Below are 19,990 nucleotides of genomic sequence, written 5' to 3'. Positions count from 1 at the left end.
GTTGTTTTATCTTAATAAACCGAAAAGGGCTGCTGTAAAGTAGCCCTTTTTGTTTTGCTTTATCTTAAGTGGAGTTACCCCTGACTATGAAAATGAAATTATCACTTATCAGCGCAGCTATTTTATCTACAAGCTTGTTAATGAGCCCAGTAGCGTCTTATGCAAAAATGCCAATTGCAGTAAATGGTCAACAACTACCAACTCTTGCCCCCATGCTAGAGAAAATATCTCCAGGTGTTGTAAGTATCCAAGTTTCAGGCTCAAAAGAAGTACGCCGCCGTGCAGATCCGCTTGAATACTTTTTTGGACAGCAACAGCCTCGCAGTCAAAAGCGTCAATTTAGTGGATTAGGCTCTGGGGTGATTATTGATGCTGATGAGGGTTATGTAGTCACTAATAATCACGTAATCCAAGATGCCGAAAAAATGGTAGTAACCCTCGAAGATGGCCGTGAATTTGAAGCAACTAAAATTGGTACTGATACAGAATCAGACATCGCTCTTTTACAAATAGACGCTGATGACTTAACTGAAATAAAACTCGCAAATTCAGACAGTTTACGAGTGGGCGACTTTGCTGTTGCTATTGGTAACCCATTTGGACTTAGCCACACAGTTACATCTGGTATTGTTAGTGCTCTTGGTCGTAGTGGTTTAAATATTGAGGGCTACGAAGATTTCATTCAAACCGATGCTGCTATTAACCAAGGCAACTCTGGTGGTGCATTAGTTAACTTAAACGGTGAATTGATTGGTATTAACACTGCGATTTTAGGTGCTTCTGGCGGTAACGTGGGTATTGGTTTTGCCATTCCATCAAACATGATGAAAAACTTAGTTGATCAAATTGTTGAACACGGTGAAGTACGCCGAGGTTCGCTGGGTATTTCTGGCCGCCCACTTGATGCAGGCCTTGCTAAAGCGCAGCAACTTGACGTTAAACAAGGTGCTTATGTAATGCAAGTAATGGACGACACTGCTGCAAGTAAAGCAGGTATAAAAGCAGGTGACGTAATTGTTAGCATTAATGGCGGTGATATTAGTGGTTTCCATGAACTACGCAGCAAAATTGCTACGCTAGGTGAAGGCCGCGAAATAAAACTTGGTATTTACCGCGATGGTAAAATTAAAACGGTAAAAGTAACTCTTGATGGTGCATCAGGTGTTACAGCGACTGGCGAAGAGCTGCATCCTGCGTTCCAAGGCGCGACACTTGAAAACGTGCAAAAAAATAGTAATAAAGGTGTTGAGGTTACGTCTGTAGACCCTCGCTCACCTTCTGCCCGTGTTGGCCTTGAAGAAGGTGATATTATTATGCAAGTGAATCGCCAAAGAGTAGAGACTATCCGTGATATGAATAAGATTATCGAAAACACTAAAGGTAATATCGTACTTGGCGTGCAACGTGGTCGTGAGTCTATATTTATTTTAATTCAGTAATAAATAACACTATTAATGTAATAAAAATAACAGTGGCACTTGCCGCTGTTATTTTTTTTATGTCATCATAAAGAGATTGCTCACTTACATAATAAGAAAACTGTGCTGAAATTAATAAAATTTATTCTTCCCCCTTTATTTGCAGGTCTAAGTATTGCTTTTTTAGTGGTTTTTTTCAGCCCTAATATGCGAGCCGCCTTACTTCCTAATGTTCCCCTTCCAAGCGCGATGAGTGCGAGTCACCTAAGTTTTTCTGATGCAGTTAAACGAGCAGCTCCTTCTGTAGTTACTATTTTTTCAGAAAGCATTTCCAAAGAACCTCGTTATAAAAGAAAAAACACGGTACAAGAGCTAGGCTCTGGCGTCATTATGTCGCAAGACGGTTATATTCTTACTAACTATCATGTTGTTAATAATGCAGACCAAATTATGGTTATCTTAACCGATGGCCGACGCTTTTTTGATGTGCAACTCATTGGTTTTGATACTATTACTGATTTAGCCTTACTTAAAATCAATGCAGATCACCTCCCAGTGATTCCCGTAAACGATAGCTATGTATCAAATGTAGGCGATGTTGTACTTGCTATAGGCAACCCGCTTAACTTAGGGCAAACAATCACTCAAGGCATTATTAGTGCAACGGGTAAGCAAAAAATTACAGATAGCCCTTACAATAACTTATTGCAAATGGATGCAGCTATTAACGTGGGCAACTCCGGCGGCGCATTAGTTAACTCCAATGGTGATTTAGTCGGCATTACTTCTGCACAATTTAAAACGCGTGAGAACTTGAATATTCAAGGAATATTTTTCGCGGTTCCTTACTCACTTGCTAAAAAAGTGATGGGTAAACTCATTCGTCACGGTCGGGTTGTGCGCGGCTATTTAGGCTTTGAAGGCACAGCAGTAGATAGTACGGGTAAAGAAGTAAACGACAGCCTAACGCCGGTTACCGGCATGCGTATTACTAATTTAGACCCTTTGGGGCCAGCATGGCAAGCAGGCATTGAAGAGCAAGATATCGTCATTAAAATTGCAGGGCTTTCGGTAGCAAACCCACAAAAAGTGCTTGAAAAAATAGGTAATACGGAGCCCGGTAAAGAAATAGAATTTGAGCTATACAGAGATGGCAAAATAGAAAAAATCATGGTGGTGGTAGCTGAGCTTGAAACAAAGCTTTAAAAAAGAGTAATACCAATCGTCAATAAAAAGGTCGGATAGCAATTTGCGTATCCGACCTTTTTTAAATAGCTTAACTAGTTATCTACTTAGCTACTTCTACGTTTAATGTTTGCACCCAACGCACTTAGCTTATCTTCAATGCGCTGATAGCCTCTATCAACGTGATAAATACGGTCAACAACCGTTTCACCCTGTGCCACTATACCCGTTAAAATTAAGCTAGCTGAAGCGCGTAAATCGGTTGCCATCACTTGCGCACCCGTTAAGCTTTCAGTCTCACCACAAATTGCGGTATGCCCTTCTAAACGAATATTAGCGCCCATACGCTGCAACTCTGGTACATGCATAAAACGGTTTTCAAAAATCGTTTCTGTGATCGTTGCACTACCATTTGCTACTACATTCAATGCTGTAAACTGAGCTTGCATATCCGTAGGAAAACCTGGGTGTGGAGCTGTTTTAATATTCACGGCTTTAAGTTCTCGGCCGCGCATATCAAGATAAATACTATCGTTATGTACTTCTAGGTGCGCATTCGTAGCACGTAGCTTTTCAATCACAGGCTCAAGAGAATGAAAGTCTGTATTTTTACAAAGTACTTCACCGCCAGCCATTGCTGCTGCGACTAAAAACGTCCCAGTTTCAATTCGGTCAGGTAAAATACTGTGTTCACAGCCAGCTAAACGCTCAACGCCTTCAACTTCAATGCGGCTAGTACCTGCACCTGTGATTTTAGCGCCCATAGCAATTAGGCAGTTAGCTAAATCAATTATTTCAGGCTCGCGTGCCGCATTATCAAGTATGGTTTTACCATCAGCGAGGGCCGCTGCCATTAATAGGTTTTCGGTAGCGCCTACACTTACCATTTCCATAAAAATTTCAGCGCCTTTTAAGCGACCATTAACCTTGGCATTAATATAACCATTTTCAACGTTTATTTGTGCGCCCATGCGCTCCAAACCTTGAATATGGATATCAACAGGGCGAGCACCAATAGCGCACCCACCAGGTAAAGACACTTGAGCCTCACCAAAACGTGCAACTAGAGGGCCTAATGCAAGCACAGAGGCGCGCATTTGCTTTACTAAGTCGTAAGGCGCTAATGTTTTATTAACCGTTGCACCGTCAATTACTAGCGTATCGCCCTGCCAATTAACATCTGCACCTAAAGTTTTTAATAAGGCTTCAGTGGTCACTATGTCGCGAAGACGCGGTACATTAGTAAATATACTTTTACCATCAGCTAATAGTGAAGCAAATAAGATAGGAAGTGCGGCATTTTTAGCGCCCGAAATAGTCACTTCACCAGCAAGTGAAGTGCCACCTTGAATTACAAATTGATCCATTAGGAGGCCCTAGTTATTGCGGTAAAATGAATTTTTGTTCACGCTTCCACTCTACAGGAGTAAATGCACGAATAGATACTGCGTGAATTGTCCCATCTGAAATTGTATTCATTAATGGACCATAAACTAGCTGCTGCTTTTTAACTCGGCTTAAACCGTCAAAGCATTCGCCTACTGCAACAACTTCATAATGACTACCATTGGCTTTTACATGTACTTCAGCTAATTGAAGTTCTTCGCGTAATAATGTTTCGACTTGGCTAGTTTCCATAACTCTCACTCAAATAGGGTTGTAACCTGACCCAATTGCATTAAATTTTGCAATTGCTCAGGTAGGTTTTGCAATTCAAGGCGAATGCCTTGCTGCTTTAATTCTGCAAAAGAGTGAATTAACCAAGCTAAGCCAGCTGTGTCAACCCTTGATACTCCACTTAGGTCGAAATAGATGATTTTATGCTTAGTTAATAACTTATTGTTCAGAAGCTGTTCATCGCCAATTGAATTTCGAGTAAGCTCACCGCTTACTCCAAAATGTTGTCCATCAACTTGGCTTATTGCCAATTTAGTCATTCGAGTTACTGCCTCTAAACTGAACTGGTAGCTGACTCTTTTGCTCTAAAAGGTTACTTACATTATCAATACCTTGCTGACGCAAAATACCTTGCAGCTCGCTTTGCTTTGCATCCAGTAAACTAATACCTTCGGCAATCATATCGTACGCGCGCCATTCACCGTCGCGGTCTTCGCGTACTTTAAAATCGATTCTGATATCAGGTTTACCGTCTTCAATAATTTTAGTCTTAACAACAACGACGTCTTTACCTTTAAACGCTTGCTCTGCACCAAACTCAACTTTCTGATTTGTGTATTGAGTAAATACACCTGCATAAGTAGCAACTAAGTACTCTCTAAATACACCAATAAAGCGTTGAATTTCTTTAATTGCTTTGGCCTTTTCAGCCTCGTCGGTAATTGCACGAACTTTAGATACTTCACTGCCAAGTACACGAAGTGCTGCATATTTATAGTCGATATAAGGCATTAATTCTTCTTCGACTATTACGCGAAGGTATTCCTGATCTTTAACAATTAATGGCTGATCTTTTTTAATGCGCGCAAATGTATTATCGGCAACTTGGCGTACCATTTTATTAGGATCGACTAATTTCACATCTGCTGCACTTACGCTTTGAGTTAGCGTCATTGTGCCAATTGCTACAATAGCTAAAAACTTTTTCAACATAATAATTACTCACTACCTTGGTTGAATAAAAACTGCCCGATTAATTCTTCAAGTACAATGGCAGACTTAGTATCAGTGATTGAATCGCCATCACCTAGTGCTTTACTTTCCACACCAAATAAATCGTCAATTGCTTCATCTTGCTTGTTTTCTGTCACTGTTTCGCCTAAACAACGTTGCTTAGCAGAATCTGGAGAAATTACAGGGTGAATACCTAAGTACTGCTCACCTAAAATACCCGACGTTAAAATAGAGATTGAGCTTGTGTCTGAAAAACGACATAAGTACTGTGCGTCAATGGTCATATTAACGACTGGTAAAAACTCTTGTGGGTGAACATAAATTGATTCAACACGGCCAATTACAACACCACCTACTTTTACTGGCGCACGCGCTTTTAACGAGCCGATGTTTTCAAACTTGGCATTAAGCGTATATGTTTCGCCAGAGCCACTAATACCTGAATTGGCAACTTTAAGTGCAAGCATCGCAAAAGCTAAAATGCCAAGTGCTACAAAAAAACCAACTAAAATTTCTAATTTCCGTGAATTCATTATCTATACCCTATTAGCTGGTAAACATTACCGCTGTCAAAATAAAGTCAAAACCTAAAACTGCTAATGACGAATGAACAACCGTTTCGGTGGTTGCTTTGCTGATCCCTTCTGAGGTCGGCACACAGTCATATCCTTTATAAAGCGCAATCCAGGTCACCACTATGGCAAATACAAAGCTTTTAATAATACCGTTTAGTATGTCTTGCTGAAACGACACTTGCGATTGCATGATTGACCAAAAACTACCAGTATCAACCCCCAGCCAATCTACCCCCACTAAATGAGCGCCTATAATTGCTACAGCTGAAAATATCAATGCAAGCAATGGCATGCTTATAAAACCCGCCCAAAAGCGCGGTGCAATAATACGTTTTAGCGGATCGATTGCCATCATCTCAAGTGATGAAAGTTGCTCTGTTGCTTTCATTAAGCCAATTTCAGCTGTCAAAGCGCTACCTGCGCGTCCTGCAAATAATAATGCAGTAACAACCGGGCCTAGTTCTCGCAATAAGCTCAGTGCCACTAACGGCCCTAAACTATCCTCAGCGCCATAACCAACCAATACGGTGTAACCTTGTAAAGCCAACACCATACCGATAAACAAACCCGACACCATAATAATGAGTAACGATTGCGAACCAACCATATAAAGCTGGCGAACAAGTAACGGTGTGCCTTTTTTAAAATTAGGAACATGCGCTAATGCACTAAACAGCATATAAGCAGAACGACCAAGGGCCGCAAAGCGTCCTAGCGTTTTATGTCCTAGCTTTTGAAATAAATCCAACATTATGCTTTTTCTCCAAGTAGTTCGTCTGCATAAGCCTGAGCCGGAAAATGAAATGGTACAGGACCATCCGACAAGCCTTTTAAAAACTGTTGAACTAAAGGAGATTCATGATTACGCATTTCATCTGGAGTACCAGAACCAATTACCCCTTGATCGGCGATAATTATAACGTGTTCGGCAATACTCATTACCTCTGTTACATCGTGCGTCACGATTAAAGACGATAAACCTAATACTTCGTTGAGCGACTTAATTAGCTTAACCAATACGCCCATCGAAATAGGATCTTGCCCTGCAAATGGTTCATCGTACATGATTAGCTCTGGATCAAGTGCTATAGCGCGTGCAAGTGCAGCACGCCTTGCCATACCGCCGGATAACTCAGATGGCATTAAATCTTTAGCGCCACGTAGTCCAACCGCTTGCAGTTTCATTAACACAACTAATCGAATCAGGTCTTCACTTAGCTTTGTGTGCTCTCTTATAGGGAACGCGATATTGTCAAATACCGACATATCAGTAAACAACGCACCACTTTGAAAAAGCATACTCATTTTAGTACGTGCTTCGTATAACTCTTTACGAGACATTTTAGGAATGCTGCCACCTTCAAATAAAATATCACCTGAATCTGGTTTAAGCTGACCACCAATTAAACGCAACATAGTGGTTTTGCCAATTCCGCTTGGCCCCATAATCGCAGTAATTTTACCTTTAGGAACGCTAAAACTCATATTTTTATATATGGTTCTATTGCCTCTCGAAAAGCTAACATCCTTGACTTCTACTATTGATTGCGACAAGTCGCTCTCCATAAAAATGTTCACTAGTGCCCCTATTTTAAAGCTTTTTTGTCAAAGATGGAAAAAACAATTCGTAAGATTTTGTAATACACCCATGAAAAGGATTATAAGACTCGCTCAAAACAGCTTAACCCCGGCTTAAATTTTTAAATTAGCTGTTTAAAAGCAACATTGTTACCTAGTTGACCTTACTCTTTTATTTATACTTTCATCTTGGCTTTTGTTACTATTCGCGCCATCCGTATTTTGTATAACTGGCTTAACACAATGGTTACCTCGTTTGTTATTTTAATTCTTGGTTTTGCAGCTCTTGTTTGGAGTGCCGATAGGTTTGTTTATGGGGCTGCGGCTCTTGCTAAAAACTTTGGTGTACCTACACTTATTGTTGGTTTGACCGTTGTAGCCATGGGCTCTTCAGCCCCTGAAATGATGGTTTCAGCCTCTGCCGCTCTGGCTAACAAAACCGACACAGCCGTTGGCAATGCTGTTGGCTCTAATATTACAAACATTTTACTTGTGTTAGGTATCACTGCTCTATTTCGCCCTCTTTCAGTTTCATCTAGTACGTTAAAACGTGAAATGCCATTAGTGATGCTCGTATCTTTAGCTACTTGGTATGTGTTCTCAGATAACTACTTTTCATTTAGTGAAGGTGTTGCGCTTTTAGTTGGCTTTATCGTATTCATCGGTGGGTTAATCATTGTATCTATGCGTGCAAAAAACCAAGATGACCCATTTGTCTCAGAAGCCTGCGACGATGTACCAAACGATGTACCTACTAAAAAAGCGGTATTTTGGTTAATTGTTGGCATGATACTCCTGCCGGTTAGTTCTCATTTTTTAATCGGCTCAGCTGTTGATATTGCTAAATACTTCGGCTTAAGCGACTTAGTCATTGGTTTAACAATTATTGCCATTGGTACTAGCTTGCCTGAACTTGCCGCCTCGGTTGCAGGTGTACTTAAAAATGAAGATGATTTAGCACTAGGTAATATTGTTGGCTCAAACATATTTAATATTTTAGCTGTATTACCTCTAGCAGGTATTATTAATCCTTCAGCAATTGATCCATCGTTAGTAAGCCGAGATATATTAATTATGATTGGTGCAACACTTGCTCTTATTATTATGTCATTGAACTTTAGAGGCACCCAGCGTATCAATAGGGTAGAAGGCGGCTTATTGCTAATAGCGTTTTTGGGTTACCAAGGGTATATTTTTAGTCAAGTAGGGTAAATGATGGCAACGCTAAACTTTATTGAACAAGGCCTTCGCGTTTTAGATGTTGAGCGCCAAGCACTTAGTGATATTGCACAATATGTAGATGAAAATTTTCATAACGCGTGCAAATTAATGTACGACTGTGAAGGCCGTATTATTGTCATTGGCATGGGAAAATCAGGCCATATTGGCAATAAAATAGCGGCAACCCTTGCAAGTACTGGCAGCCCAGCGTTTTTTGTTCACCCTGGTGAAGCAAGTCATGGTGATTTAGGTATGATCACTAAAAATGACGTGGTTATGCTTATTTCTAATTCAGGGGAAACCAGCGAAGTTTTAAATATCATTCCGGTTTTAAAACGACTTGGTGCCAAAATGATAGCGATGACTGGCAATACACAATCAACCATGGCAACCCTTGCTAATGTACATGTGTGCATTAAAGTAGAAAAAGAAGCTTGTTCATTGGGTCTAGCCCCTACATCAAGTACCACTGCAACGCTTGCGATGGGCGATGCCATGGCAGTTGCATTATTAGAAGCTCGCGGCTTTACAGCTGATGACTTCGCGCTATCTCACCCAGGTGGTAGTTTAGGCAAGCGCTTATTACTTACTTTAAAAGATGTTATGCACAGCGGCGCAAATACACCTATTATTGATGTTTCACAAACAGTTAAAGATGCTCTAATAGAAATGTCAGCTAAAGGATTAGGTATGACAGCCATTGTTGATGAAAATCAGCAACTCGTAGGGTTATTTACCGATGGTGACTTACGTCGCATTTTAGAACAAAGAATTGATATTCATACAACACAAATAGATGTTGTTATGACTAAGTCATGCACTACAGCTACACAAGATATTTTAGCCGCTGAAGCGCTCAATATTATGGAACGTAAACGTATAAATGGCCTAATCGTCGTCAATGAGAAAAACCAACCTATTGGCGCATTAAATATGCAAGACCTATTAAAAGCAGGAGTGTTATAAATGCAATTTGAAGAACTCTATCAACCGCTGAGCGATGATGCAAAAGCACGCGCTAAAAAAGTAAAACTACTTATATGCGATATTGATGGTGTATTTTCTGATGGCCGTATTTACCTTGGCAATCAAGGTGAAGAGCTAAAAGCATTTAATACAAAAGATGGTTTTGGCATTAAAGCACTTATAAACAGTGGCTTTGAAGTAGCTGTTATTACTGGTCGTCATTCACAGATAGTACAACAACGTATGAGCAGCTTAACCGTACAGCATATTTATCAAGGCCAAGAAAATAAGCTCATTGCCTATCAAGAATTAAAAGATAAACTCAACCTTAGCGATGAACAAATTGCTTATATTGGTGATGACGGTCCTGACATGCCTGTTATGGAGTTAGTAGGCTTTGCCGTTGCAGTAAATGATGCCCACCCTCTTATTAAGCGTTTGTCACATTATGTAACGCAAATGCCTGGTGGTTTTGGCGCTGTGAGAGAACTCACCGATTTGCTCATGCTTGAAAATGGTAAAGCATTGACTACACAAGGCACTAGTTCATGAATGCAGCGCGCATAATATTAAGCGTTTTATTCATTAGCTGTATGGTTTGGCTTTGGTACCCTTATTTTACACAAACAAATATTGTGCCTCAGGCTGAGCCTGAAGTTGTTGCTAAGCCTGATTACATAGCTATTGAGCTCAAACAGACAGCCTATGATGAGCAAGGTAAAATTAGCCACAAAGTCACTGCGGCTAAAATGGAGCTATACCAGCAATTAGGTTTCACGTTTTTTGAAAAACCCATTTTTACTTTATATAACGAGCAACAAACGTGGCAAATAAATGCAGACGAAGCAACATTATATGAAGATAAACAATTAATTTTAGAAGGTAATGTGGTTGCCAAAAATTTAACCGATAACGCCATGATAGACAAAATCAATGCTGATAATATTCAGGTTGATATAAAGTTATTAACAATGCGTTCGGAGCAACCCGTCATTATCACTGGACCCAATTTAAAAATCACCGGTAAAGGCCTAGAAGCCGACTTGAAAACCGAAGTGATAAAACTAATTAACCATACGCGAACCATATATTATGACCAATAAAATATTAAAATCACTTATAATTCCTACACTTATACTAGCGTTTAATAGTAGTGCTGCAGAGCAAAACACGCAACCTGCTGCCAATCAAATTTCAATAAGTGCCGACAAGCAAGAAGGTCAATTGAAAGCTAATGTGGGTATTTTTGAGAAAAACGTTGAGATTATTCACGGTAATCGCCGCATTACAGCCGATCGCCTAGAAGTACACAAACGTGATGAACTTGGTGATAATAAACAATTATTAATTGCCACAGGTAGCCCTGCGCACTTTGAAGAAAAGCAATCAGACGGCACGACTATGAGCGCCAGTGCTGACGAAGTACGTTATGATGTATCTAAGCGTTTTTTAACGCTTGTTGGTAATGCACAAGTTTCGCAAGCCGGACAAAAAATAAATGCTAAAAGCATTACCTACGACATAGAGCAGCAGCTCATCAGTGCCGAAAAAGATGAAAACTCAACTGACCGCGTTCACACAATTTTAGTACCGATCGAAGCTAAAAAAAGTAAAAAAGGCGATAAAGGTCAACCATGAGCACATTAAAAGCAGAACTATTGGCAAAAAGCTATAAAGGTCGTGAAGTTGTAAAAAACGTCGGCCTTGAAGTACAAGCTGGCAGTATAGTTGGCTTACTTGGCCCTAACGGTGCTGGTAAAACAACGACTTTTTATATGATTGTAGGGCTTGTTCCTAGCGACAAAGGTAAAATATCTATTGATGATAACGATATTACTCTTTTACCTATGCATAGTCGTGCTAGATTAGGCATAGGCTACTTACCACAAGAGTCATCGATTTTTAGAAAGCTGACTGTTTATCAAAACTTAATGGCCATTTTAGAAACACGCAAAGAACTAAATAAACAAGCCAGAGAAGACACGCTCAATAACTTATTAGATGAATTTAGCATACAACACATTCGTGATAGCCAAGGTATGGCATTATCGGGTGGAGAACGTCGTCGTGTAGAAATAGCACGAGCGCTGGCAGCAGATCCTAAATTTATATTACTGGATGAACCGTTTGCCGGTGTTGACCCTATTTCGGTATTAGATATAAAGAAAATAATAGAACATCTTAAAAATCGTGGGATTGGTGTATTAATTACCGACCATAACGTAAGAGAGACCCTTGATGTTTGTGAAAAAGCCTACATTGTTTCTCATGGGGAGCTGATTGCATCAGGTACTCCAGAACACGTATTAAATGATAAAACAGTACGCGATGTTTACTTAGGCGAGCAATTTAGGCTGTAACATTTACGCCATGTCTTTAAGCATCTGCTAGTATTAATTATAACAACATAAAAGGATTGTTAGAGATACATGAGGCAATCACTACAGCTGCGCATGGGCCAGCAACTTACAATGACTCCACAGTTGCAACAAGCTATTCGTTTGTTGCAACTCAGTACATTGGATCTCCAGCAAGAAATACAAGAAGCTCTCGACAGTAATCCACTATTAGAGGTTGAAGAGGCAGACTATTCCGAAGACGCTGCTGGTAAAAACGAGCAAAAAGCTGATACCGATGACATAACTGTTAGCGCATCTGCTGATGATGCTCCGAGCGAATATGAACAAGATACTGGTGAAGCACTTGCAAAAGACACGCTAAGTGACGACATGGCTATGGATGTTAGTTGGGATGAGTACATGAGTGCCGCTCCTGCAGCCTCATCAGGTCCAATGCCCGAAGACGAATCAATATACCAAGGCGCCTCTACTGAAACGCTCCATGAGTATTTAATGTGGCAATTACAACTAACGCCATTTAGCCCTACAGACGAAGCTATTGCTATTGCTATTGTAGAAGCTGTCGATGATTCAGGTATTTTAACACTAAGCTGCGAAGAGATTTTAGAAAGCTTTAATCAAGAAAACGAAGATGATAACGAAGTCGAACTTGATGAAATTGAAGCGGTATTAAAACGCATCCAACTGTTTGATCCTGTTGGTATTGCTGCACGTAGTTTACAAGAGTGTTTGTGTATTCAGCTTAATCAATTTGATAAAGAAACACCTTATATTAATGAAACGAAAATGATTTTAACCGAGCATATTGATCTATTAGCAGCTCGCGACTATCGTACATTAATGAAAAAAACTAAGCTCAAAGAAGAAGAGCTTAAAGAAGTAATGACACTAATACATACTCTCAACCCAAAACCTGCAGATACTATTGTAAGGGAAGAATCTGAGTATGTTATTCCTGATGTGTCAGTTAAAAAAATTAAAGGCCGCTGGGTTGTCGAATTAAACCCAGATAGCATGCCTAAAATTCGTGTTAATAGCCAATACGCAGCAATGTCTCGCACTGTAAAATCAAGTGGCGACAGCCAGTTTATTCGCTCACATTTACAAGAAGCTAAATGGTTTATTAAAAGCTTAGAAAGTAGAAACGACACGCTATTAAAAGTTACTAATTGTATTGTTAAGCAACAACAAGGCTTTTTTGAACATGGCCCTGAAGCCATGAAACCAATGGTTTTAAATGATGTGGCTGAAATGGTAGAAATGCACGAATCGACAATTTCGCGTGTTACTACTCAAAAGTACATGCATACACCCCGTGGTATATTTGAGCTTAAATATTTTTTCTCAAGCCATGTAAGTACTGAAAACGGTGGTGAATGTTCATCTACAGCAATACGTGCGCTTATCCGAAAATTAATCGCAGCAGAAAACTCAGCAAAACCATTGAGTGATAGCAAAATAGCGGATATATTGGCTGAGCAAGGAATTAAAGTAGCGAGACGTACAATCGCAAAATACCGCGAATCTCTTGCTATTCCACCGTCAAATCAGCGTAAAAGTCTGATTTAAGACGCTAAACTAAGAGGGTAATGCTTATGCAACTAAACTTAACTGGTCGTCACGTAGAATTAACCGATTCACTAAGAGACTATATTAATACTAAATTTGCGAAGCTTGAAAGACACTCTGATCATATTAATAATGTTCATGTCATTCTCGATGTAGAAAAATTAAATCAAAAAGCAGAAGCCACAATACACGTAAGCGGTGCTGAGCTATTTGCCTCTACAGAACATCAAGATATGTATGCCGCTATTGACTCGTTGATCGACAAGCTCGATCGCCAAGTAATCAAACACAAAGAGAAGCTTGCTCGACACTAATATGATGAAATTAAGTTCACTTATATGCCAGGACTGCAGCAAAGCTGCGGTCCTTTTTAATAGCAAAAAAAGAATTTTAGAGTTCATTAGCGAACTTGCTCACGACAAACTTCCGTATTTACCGCAACAAGATATTCTTAATGCTTTAATGAGCAGAGAGAAATTAGGTAGTACAGGTATAGGGCGTGGCATTGCTATTCCTCATGGAAGAATGAGCGGTGCAGAAGAGCCTTTGGCTTTAGTGCTCGTTAGCGAAACTCCAATAAACTTTGATGCAATCGATAATCGCCCTGTTGATATTTTTGTCGCACTCATCGTACCAGATGGCGATAACCAGCAGCACTTAAAGACTCTAGCAACCATTGCTGATAAACTAAACAACAAAGATTTTTGTAAACAGTTACGCAGTGCAAAATCTGATACTGAGCTTTACCAAGTTATTGTCGATCAATCATAGTTTTATAAAGGGTGTTAAATGGAGTTAATTATCATAAGCGGCCGTTCTGGTTCTGGAAAGTCGGTTGCTTTGCGCGTTGTAGAAGATTTAGGTTATTATTGCGTAGATAATATTCCAGTAAACCTACTACCTTCATTAGTTCGCAGTGTATCTGATAGCTACGATAAAATTGCTGTTAGCATAGATGTGCGCAACATCCCTAAAGAACAAGATGAATTTAACGATATTCTTGAATACTTACCAGGCTTTGCAAACCCTACGTTATTTTATTTAGATAGCGACGATCAGACATTGATCAAACGTTTTTCTGAAACACGCAGATTACACCCACTATCAATAGACTCGTTGCCCCTTGATTTAGCCATCAAAAAAGAAAAAGAATTACTTGATGTATTAACCACTCGCGCCGACTTTATGATAGATACGACTGATTTAAGTGTTCATCAACTCGCTGAATCTATTCGTGAAAAGATTTTAGGTAAAAAAGATAAGCAACTGATTGTCACATTTGAATCATTTGGCTTTAAACACGGTATACCAAAAGAAGCAGACTACGTATTTGATGCACGCTTTTTACCAAATCCACACTGGGAACCAGAGTTGAAGCCTTTAAATGGGTTAGATCAACCGGTTAAAGACTATTTAGCTAATCACAGCATAGTGCAAAAATTCACATGGCAAATTCAAACATTTGTACAAACGTGGTTACCGCATTTAGAAAGAAATAACCGCAGTTATTTAACCATTGCTATTGGGTGTACAGGCGGGCAACATCGCTCTGTGTATTTAGCGCAAACTATCGGTGAAAGTTTTGCAATGACACATCCCAATGTAAAAATTCGCCATCGCGAGCAAGAAAAATAATATAGCTGAATAATCACCTGTTCAGCTTAGGTAGAGTAAGTTATGCATTGTGAAGATACCTTTTTAATAAAAAACAAATTAGGCTTACACGCCAGAGCAGCTACTGTGCTTGCGCAATTAGCAGTACAATTTGATGCGACAATCACATTATTCCAAGATGACAAAGAAGCAGCAGGCGATAGCGTACTTGCATTAATGTTACTTGAAAGTAGCCAAGGAAAAGAAGTTAAAGTTGTTTGTAAAGGCCCTGATTCTGAGCAAGCTTTACACGCTGTTGGAGAATTAATAGCACAACGCTTTAATGAACAAGAATAATCTGTTTTATAAAAACAATATTCGCATTACTAGTGCTTCAATTAAAACAGATATATAAAATAAATAGGTTAGTAACGCCAGTTAACTCACCTCCCCCCATAAAGTAATATAACAATTTATAAAGGACGCCAATGCCAGAAGCTTTTGAACAAGATTATCCACTACAGCAACTAAAGCAGGTGACGAAGTCACTCAATAGTGGTCAATTTGTTCAAGTTAGGCGCATGCTCGCAAAAACGGCTCCTTGTGATACCGCATTATTATTAGAATCATCACCGCATAAAATTCGCCGACTGCTTTGGCAATTGGTCGATCCTGATGTGCAGGGTGATGTTCTTGAAGAATTATCTGAAGATGTTCGTTTAGGCATTATTGCCCAAATGGAACCTAAGCATATTGCCGCCGCAACTGAAGACATGGGCCACGATGACTTAGGTGAAGTATTACGTAGCCTGCCAGATACCGTCTATAAAGACGTTGTTAGCGCGATGGACATTCAAGACCGTGAACGTGCCACGCAAGCACTGTCATATCAAGAGCGTTCAGCAGGTGCGCTAATGAACACCGATACGGTGACCATTCGCCCTGATGTAACACTCGATGTTGTACTTCGTTATATTAGACTGCGTGGTGAGTTACCAGAGGGTACAGATGATTTATATGTTGTTGATAAACATAACTGCTTTATAGGCGCTTTATCGCTGAGTACATTATTAACTAATCCGCCAGAAAAAATTGTCCGCGATTTAATGGATGAAGATTGTGAGTCTATCCCAATCTCAATGGATGAAAGTGAAGTAGCGCAATTATTTGAGCGTCATAATTGGATATCGGCCCCAGTGGTGGACGATAACGACCAACTCCTCGGTCGTGTTACTATCGATGACATCGTTGATGTAATCCGAGAAGATGCCGAGCATAGCTTATTAAGCCTAGCCGGTCTTGATGATGAAGAGGATACATTCGCGCCAGTACTAAAAAGCTCTAAAAAACGCTCAGTTTGGCTAGGAGTTAACTTACTAACCGCACTTGCAGCTGCTTTTGTAGCTAGCTTTTTTGAAGGCACTTTAGATGTGCTCCCTATTTTGGCTGTGCTTAACGGTATTGTCCCTTCTATGGGTGGTGTTGCTGGTAGCCAATCATTAACGCTTGTTATCCGTGGTATTGCAGTAGGTCATATAAACCAAACAAACCAACGTTTCTTGATGATGAAAGAACTGGCCATTGGCGCGCTAAACGGTATTTTGTGGTCACTATTAATTGCGGGTGTTATTGCGCTATGGCAGTGGGACTTTATGCTTGGTGGCGTACTCGCCTTCGCTATGTTTATGAACTTAGTGGTGGCAGGTGTTGCTGGTGCAAGTATTCCAATAATTCTTAAAAGAATGAATATAGACCCTGCTCTTGCAGGGAGTGTGGTGCTAACCACAGTGACTGATATTGTTGGTATATTCGCCTTTTTAGGTACTGCTACATGGTTGCTGATATAAATTAAACGCTTTAAATGTAAAAAACTACAGCAAAAATAGTTAGGGTAAATCAGTAGCTATGGCAACGGATACCAAACATAAAAATGACATACCTAAAAAAACGCTAAAACAAAAAAGCGTATCCATATTAAAAAGTGTACTGGTATATAGCTCTATATTTTTCGTCATTTATACCGCCGTCAATTGGTGGCGGCAACCTGTCATGCCAGCAAATCCTCAATTACAATTAATCGACTATGAAGGGCAAAACATAGATTTAGCAGCAATGAGCCAAGATAAACCCACGCTTGTGTATTTTTGGGGAACTTGGTGTCCTATTTGTAGTATTACCTCCCCTGCCATAAACGAACTCGCAAACGAGAATAAATACCCCGTCGTGAGCATCGCGATAAAATCAGGCTCTGATCAAGAGCTGCATGATTATTTAAATGAGCAAGGCTACAGCTTCAGTACTGTTAACGATCAACACGGGGAGATATTTTCCGATTGGCAGGGACAAGTCACGCCATCTTATATAATCTTAAAAGATAATAAAATGACGCAAGGACTCACCGGCATTCAGCCGTTATGGTCACTTAAATTGCGTTTGTGGTTATCATCAATGCTTTAAAAAAAAGCTAAACTTAGCACAGGATATCTAAAGAGAGGGGGGCTCTAAAACCTCACTCTTTATCACCTACAATAATATAGATAATAAAGAGCAAAGCTGACTTAATTTACGTATACAAAAGCTAAAAAACGCGTACCGCAATTAGCCTTATCTATTAGCGAATAAAATTACTAACGTGTGCTTTGACGATTAGCGCCCACTTTTGGCTTAGTGTTTGCCTTTTTAAATTGGCTAAAACCAGTATGTCGCGTTAGTGCCGGACGCCCACCTTTTTTACCACCTTTACCTGATTTTTCATCGCGCCCTTCTTCTGGCACTAAACAGTTAGGCCCTTTACCAATTAAATTAGCTTTACCCATTTTACGTAGAGCTTCACGTATCATTGGCCAACCAGCTGCATCGTGGTAGCGTAAAATAGCTTTATGTAATCTACGTTGGCGTGCGCCTTTAGGTACTGGAACAACTTCTGAGTTGTTTTTTATATTACGTAAAGAGTTCATCTCTGTATGGTAAATAGTCGTAGCATTAGCCATAGGTGATGGGTAAAAATTTTGTACCTGATCAAGCTTAAAGTCGTTTGATTTAAGCCATAAAGCCATGTTTACCATGTCTTCATCTTTTGTACCTGGGTGAGCAGATATAAAGTAAGGAATTAAATACTGCTTTTTACCGGCTTCTTTAGAGTACTTATCAAATAGTTCTTTAAATTGATCGTACGCTCCCATACCTGGTTTCATCATTTTTGATAATGGACCATCCTCTGTATGCTCTGGCGCTATTTTTAAGTAACCGCCTACATGGTGCGTTACTAATTCTTTAACGTAACGCGGGTCGCGTACAGCTAAATCGTAACGTACACCTGAAGCAATCAATACCTTTTTAATACCCTTAACTTCACGTGCTTTTTTATACAAATCTATTGTTGGCGTATGATCTGTATCCATGTGTTTACAAATATCTGGATATACACATGATAAGCGTCTACAGGTACTCTCGGCCTTTTTGCTCGTACAGCGCAGCTTATACATATTCGCCGTTGGGCCACCTAAATCAGAAATAACACCAGTAAAGCCGGGAACTTTATCTCTAATTTGTTCAATTTCTTCAATAATAGATTCTTGTGAACGACTTTGAATAATGCGCCCTTCATGCTCTGTAATTGAGCAAAACGAACAACCACCAAAACAGCCACGCATAATATTAACAGACGTTTTAATCATATCGTAAGCAGGGATTTTAGCATCACCATAACTTGGGTGAGGAATACGCTGATACGGCAAACCAAATACAGCATCCATTTCATGTGTTTCTAATGGATATGCTGGCGGGTTTACCCAAATAGAGCGATCGCCATGTCGTTGGTAAAGCGCTCTTGCACAACCAGGGTTTGTTTCTTGATGTAAAATTCTCGAGGCATGGGCGTATAAAGGTTTGTTAACACTTACTTGCTCATAAGCAGGTAACTTAACATAGGTTTTTTCCCACGGCTTAGGACGTGCAGGCTGAACCATGATTGGTTTTGCCGCTTCTGCTTTTAAATCAATACCCGCTTGTTTAAATTCAGATTTACTACAGCCAACATCATCCGCGCCATATGGGTTTGGAATAGGGTCTATTTTACCAATTTTATCAATAGCGGTAGAATCACTGCCACGCCAACCAGGTAGAGGCTCTTTTCGAATAACAGCCGTGCCGCGAATATCCTGAATCGTATCCATCGTTTCACCCGCCGCAATACGGTGTGCAACTTCAACTAGCGGGCGCTCTGCGTTACCGTAAATTAAAATATCGGCTTTTGCATCAAACAAAATACTACGACGTACTTTTTCCTGCCAATAGTCGTAATGAGCAATACGGCGAAGGCTGGCTTCAATACCGCCAATAACAATTGGGATACCTTTGTATGCTTCACGGCATTTTTGCGAGTAAATCATCACGGCGCGATCTGGGCGCTTACCGCCAACGTTATTAGGCGTGTAAGCATCATCGTGGCGCATGCGTTTTTCCGCTGTATAGCGGTTGATCATCGAATCCATGTTGCCGGCTGTTACACCAAAAAATAAATTCGGTCTGCCGAGCTCCATAAATGCATCTTTAGAGTCCCATGCAGGTTGGGCAATAATCCCCACTCTAAAGCCTTGCGCTTCAAGTACACGGCCAATTACAGCCATCCCAAAACTAGGATGATCAACGTACGCATCGCCACTAATTATTATTATGTCGCAACTATCCCAGCCAAGTGCATCCATTTCTTCACGTGTAGTTGGTAAAAATGGCGCGGTGCCATAACATTCAGCCCAGTATTTAGGGTAAGAAAATAAGGCGCGCTTAGCTTTGAGTGTGCTCATAATTGTGGCCGTAGAATAACAAAAGGCGCGAATTATACCCTACTAAATTCTTTATATATACAAAGTAGTCAAAGCATATCGCGCTTTAA

General features: G+C 40.1%; 23 protein-coding genes. 15 read left to right on the top strand and 8 right to left on the bottom strand.

All coding sequences use genetic code 11. The annotated features are described in order from the left end of the window. Positions 1–86: 86 nt before the first annotated feature. Complete coding sequence (locus H5159_RS01485; RefSeq protein WP_024606350.1) at positions 87–1,439, top strand: Do family serine endopeptidase; 1,353 nt, start codon at positions 87–89, stop codon at positions 1,437–1,439. Positions 1,440–1,541: 102 nt separating this feature from the next. Beyond that, positions 1,542–2,624: a trypsin-like peptidase domain-containing protein gene (locus H5159_RS01480; RefSeq protein WP_024595792.1), complete on the top strand. Its 1,083-nt coding sequence runs from the start codon at positions 1,542–1,544 to the stop codon at positions 2,622–2,624. 86 nt (positions 2,625–2,710) lie between these two features. On the opposite strand, the gene murA is transcribed toward H5159_RS01480, so the two are convergent. Genes murA through H5159_RS01445 form a run of 7 tightly spaced genes read right to left on the bottom strand, consistent with a single transcriptional unit; the run spans position 2,711 to position 7,375 of the window. Beyond that, positions 2,711–3,970, bottom strand: a complete 1,260-nt coding sequence (gene murA, locus H5159_RS01475) for a UDP-N-acetylglucosamine 1-carboxyvinyltransferase (RefSeq protein WP_002957954.1) — start codon at positions 3,968–3,970, stop codon at positions 2,711–2,713. Between the two features lie 13 nt (positions 3,971–3,983). Next, positions 3,984–4,241 carry a BolA family protein gene (locus H5159_RS01470; RefSeq protein ID WP_002957953.1) on the bottom strand — a complete coding sequence of 86 codons (258 nt, stop codon included), beginning with the start codon at positions 4,239–4,241 and terminating at the stop codon, positions 3,984–3,986. Positions 4,242–4,246: 5 nt separating this feature from the next. Next, positions 4,247–4,540: a lipid asymmetry maintenance protein MlaB gene (locus H5159_RS01465; RefSeq protein ID WP_002957952.1), complete on the bottom strand. Its 294-nt coding sequence runs from the start codon at positions 4,538–4,540 to the stop codon at positions 4,247–4,249. Next, on the bottom strand, positions 4,533–5,213 hold the full coding sequence (locus H5159_RS01460; protein ID WP_039485391.1) for a phospholipid-binding protein MlaC: 681 nt from the start codon (positions 5,211–5,213) through the stop codon (positions 4,533–4,535). The genes H5159_RS01465 and H5159_RS01460 overlap by 8 nt, the downstream gene beginning before the upstream one ends. Before the next feature lie 5 nt (positions 5,214–5,218). Continuing rightward, entirely contained in the window at positions 5,219–5,767 is a 549-nt protein-coding gene (gene mlaD / locus H5159_RS01455) for an outer membrane lipid asymmetry maintenance protein MlaD (RefSeq protein ID WP_002957950.1), read from the bottom strand. 13 nt (positions 5,768–5,780) lie between these two features. Next, positions 5,781–6,560 carry a lipid asymmetry maintenance ABC transporter permease subunit MlaE gene (gene mlaE / locus H5159_RS01450; RefSeq protein WP_002957949.1) on the bottom strand — a complete coding sequence of 260 codons (780 nt, stop codon included), beginning with the start codon at positions 6,558–6,560 and terminating at the stop codon, positions 5,781–5,783. Further along, entirely contained in the window at positions 6,560–7,375 is an 816-nt protein-coding gene (locus H5159_RS01445; RefSeq protein ID WP_080945050.1) for an ATP-binding cassette domain-containing protein, read from the bottom strand. Before H5159_RS01445 ends, mlaE begins: the two co-directional genes overlap by 1 nt. Positions 7,376–7,630: 255 nt before the next feature. Between H5159_RS01445 and H5159_RS01440 the strand changes: the two genes are divergently transcribed. The 13 genes from H5159_RS01440 to H5159_RS01380 all read left to right on the top strand — a co-directional run bounded on the left by H5159_RS01440 (position 7,631) and on the right by H5159_RS01380 (position 17,553). Then, on the top strand, positions 7,631–8,599 hold the full coding sequence (locus tag H5159_RS01440) for a calcium/sodium antiporter (RefSeq protein WP_002957947.1): 969 nt from the start codon (positions 7,631–7,633) through the stop codon (positions 8,597–8,599). A 3-nt stretch (positions 8,600–8,602) separates the two neighbouring features. Continuing rightward, on the top strand, positions 8,603–9,574 hold the full coding sequence (locus H5159_RS01435) for a KpsF/GutQ family sugar-phosphate isomerase (protein WP_182719925.1): 972 nt from the start codon (positions 8,603–8,605) through the stop codon (positions 9,572–9,574). Beyond that, positions 9,575–10,126: a 3-deoxy-manno-octulosonate-8-phosphatase KdsC gene (kdsC, locus tag H5159_RS01430; RefSeq protein ID WP_007580311.1), complete on the top strand. Its 552-nt coding sequence runs from the start codon at positions 9,575–9,577 to the stop codon at positions 10,124–10,126. It abuts the gene before it with no gap. Beyond that, positions 10,123–10,677 carry an LPS export ABC transporter periplasmic protein LptC gene (gene lptC, locus H5159_RS01425; protein WP_002957944.1) on the top strand — a complete coding sequence of 185 codons (555 nt, stop codon included), beginning with the start codon at positions 10,123–10,125 and terminating at the stop codon, positions 10,675–10,677. Before kdsC ends, lptC begins: the two co-directional genes overlap by 4 nt. Further along, a complete protein-coding gene (gene lptA / locus H5159_RS01420; protein WP_182715713.1) occupies positions 10,667–11,212 on the top strand; it encodes a lipopolysaccharide transport periplasmic protein LptA in 546 nt (181 codons plus the stop codon). Before lptC ends, lptA begins: the two co-directional genes overlap by 11 nt. Further along, positions 11,209–11,934, top strand: coding sequence for an LPS export ABC transporter ATP-binding protein (lptB, locus tag H5159_RS01415; RefSeq protein WP_002957942.1), 726 nt, complete (start codon positions 11,209–11,211; stop codon positions 11,932–11,934). Before lptA ends, lptB begins: the two co-directional genes overlap by 4 nt. Before the next feature lie 69 nt (positions 11,935–12,003). Further along, on the top strand, positions 12,004–13,503 hold the full coding sequence (locus tag H5159_RS01410; protein ID WP_002957941.1) for an RNA polymerase factor sigma-54: 1,500 nt from the start codon (positions 12,004–12,006) through the stop codon (positions 13,501–13,503). 26 nt (positions 13,504–13,529) lie between these two features. Continuing rightward, the gene (gene hpf, locus H5159_RS01405) at positions 13,530–13,817 is read left to right on the top strand and encodes a ribosome hibernation promoting factor (RefSeq protein WP_007580301.1); all 288 of its coding nucleotides are present in this window, start codon (positions 13,530–13,532) and stop codon (positions 13,815–13,817) included. 4 nt (positions 13,818–13,821) lie between these two features. Beyond that, the gene (ptsN, locus tag H5159_RS01400) at positions 13,822–14,274 is read left to right on the top strand and encodes a PTS IIA-like nitrogen regulatory protein PtsN (protein WP_024595797.1); all 453 of its coding nucleotides are present in this window, start codon (positions 13,822–13,824) and stop codon (positions 14,272–14,274) included. Between the two features lie 18 nt (positions 14,275–14,292). Then, entirely contained in the window at positions 14,293–15,138 is an 846-nt protein-coding gene (gene rapZ, locus H5159_RS01395; RefSeq protein ID WP_002957938.1) for an RNase adapter RapZ, read from the top strand. A 42-nt stretch (positions 15,139–15,180) separates the two neighbouring features. Next, positions 15,181–15,453, top strand: a complete 273-nt coding sequence (locus H5159_RS01390; protein WP_002957937.1) for an HPr family phosphocarrier protein — start codon at positions 15,181–15,183, stop codon at positions 15,451–15,453. Between the two features lie 131 nt (positions 15,454–15,584). Continuing rightward, positions 15,585–16,943 carry a magnesium transporter gene (mgtE, locus tag H5159_RS01385; RefSeq protein WP_002957935.1) on the top strand — a complete coding sequence of 453 codons (1,359 nt, stop codon included), beginning with the start codon at positions 15,585–15,587 and terminating at the stop codon, positions 16,941–16,943. A gap of 202 nt (positions 16,944–17,145) precedes the next feature. Beyond that, entirely contained in the window at positions 17,146–17,553 is a 408-nt protein-coding gene (locus H5159_RS01380) for a protein disulfide oxidoreductase (RefSeq protein ID WP_259398088.1), read from the top strand. Positions 17,554–17,723: 170 nt separating this feature from the next. Here the strand turns inward: H5159_RS01380 and H5159_RS01375 are convergent, their stop codons facing one another. Beyond that, on the bottom strand, positions 17,724–19,901 hold the full coding sequence (locus tag H5159_RS01375) for a YgiQ family radical SAM protein (RefSeq protein WP_154903848.1): 2,178 nt from the start codon (positions 19,899–19,901) through the stop codon (positions 17,724–17,726). Positions 19,902–19,990 lie beyond the last annotated feature (89 nt).

The organism is Pseudoalteromonas sp. SG43-1, assembly GCF_014164415.1.
GTDB lineage: Bacteria > Pseudomonadota > Gammaproteobacteria > Enterobacterales > Alteromonadaceae > Pseudoalteromonas > Pseudoalteromonas distincta.
The sequence above is the reverse complement of the archived record's forward strand: the minus strand, read 5'-3'. Positions and strand labels throughout refer to the sequence as shown.

Excerpts from the sequence above, each read along its gene's own strand:
- H5159_RS01485 (WP_024606350.1), top strand. The coding sequence starts at position 87 with ATGAAAATGAAATTATCACTTATCAGCGCAGCTATTTTATCTACAAGC.
- ptsN (WP_024595797.1), top strand. The coding sequence starts at position 13,822 with ATGAAATTAAGTTCACTTATATGCCAGGACTGCAGCAAAGCTGCGGTC.
- lptA (WP_182715713.1), top strand. The coding sequence starts at position 10,667 with ATGACCAATAAAATATTAAAATCACTTATAATTCCTACACTTATACTA.
- H5159_RS01375 (WP_154903848.1), bottom strand. The coding sequence starts at position 19,901 with ATGAGCACACTCAAAGCTAAGCGCGCCTTATTTTCTTACCCTAAATAC.
- kdsC (WP_007580311.1), top strand. The coding sequence starts at position 9,575 with ATGCAATTTGAAGAACTCTATCAACCGCTGAGCGATGATGCAAAAGCA.
- lptB (WP_002957942.1), top strand. The coding sequence starts at position 11,209 with ATGAGCACATTAAAAGCAGAACTATTGGCAAAAAGCTATAAAGGTCGT.
- H5159_RS01470 (WP_002957953.1), bottom strand. The coding sequence starts at position 4,241 with ATGGAAACTAGCCAAGTCGAAACATTATTACGCGAAGAACTTCAATTA.
- mgtE (WP_002957935.1), top strand. The coding sequence starts at position 15,585 with ATGCCAGAAGCTTTTGAACAAGATTATCCACTACAGCAACTAAAGCAG.
- mlaE (WP_002957949.1), bottom strand. The coding sequence starts at position 6,560 with ATGTTGGATTTATTTCAAAAGCTAGGACATAAAACGCTAGGACGCTTT.
- H5159_RS01435 (WP_182719925.1), top strand. The coding sequence starts at position 8,603 with ATGGCAACGCTAAACTTTATTGAACAAGGCCTTCGCGTTTTAGATGTT.
- H5159_RS01410 (WP_002957941.1), top strand. The coding sequence starts at position 12,004 with ATGAGGCAATCACTACAGCTGCGCATGGGCCAGCAACTTACAATGACT.
- murA (WP_002957954.1), bottom strand. The coding sequence starts at position 3,970 with ATGGATCAATTTGTAATTCAAGGTGGCACTTCACTTGCTGGTGAAGTG.
- H5159_RS01440 (WP_002957947.1), top strand. The coding sequence starts at position 7,631 with ATGGTTACCTCGTTTGTTATTTTAATTCTTGGTTTTGCAGCTCTTGTT.
- H5159_RS01380 (WP_259398088.1), top strand. The coding sequence starts at position 17,146 with ATGCCAGCAAATCCTCAATTACAATTAATCGACTATGAAGGGCAAAAC.
- hpf (WP_007580301.1), top strand. The coding sequence starts at position 13,530 with ATGCAACTAAACTTAACTGGTCGTCACGTAGAATTAACCGATTCACTA.
- mlaD (WP_002957950.1), bottom strand. The coding sequence starts at position 5,767 with ATGAATTCACGGAAATTAGAAATTTTAGTTGGTTTTTTTGTAGCACTT.
- H5159_RS01460 (WP_039485391.1), bottom strand. The coding sequence starts at position 5,213 with ATGTTGAAAAAGTTTTTAGCTATTGTAGCAATTGGCACAATGACGCTA.
- H5159_RS01465 (WP_002957952.1), bottom strand. The coding sequence starts at position 4,540 with ATGACTAAATTGGCAATAAGCCAAGTTGATGGACAACATTTTGGAGTA.
- H5159_RS01445 (WP_080945050.1), bottom strand. The coding sequence starts at position 7,375 with ATGGAGAGCGACTTGTCGCAATCAATAGTAGAAGTCAAGGATGTTAGC.
- H5159_RS01390 (WP_002957937.1), top strand. The coding sequence starts at position 15,181 with ATGCATTGTGAAGATACCTTTTTAATAAAAAACAAATTAGGCTTACAC.
- rapZ (WP_002957938.1), top strand. The coding sequence starts at position 14,293 with ATGGAGTTAATTATCATAAGCGGCCGTTCTGGTTCTGGAAAGTCGGTT.
- lptC (WP_002957944.1), top strand. The coding sequence starts at position 10,123 with ATGAATGCAGCGCGCATAATATTAAGCGTTTTATTCATTAGCTGTATG.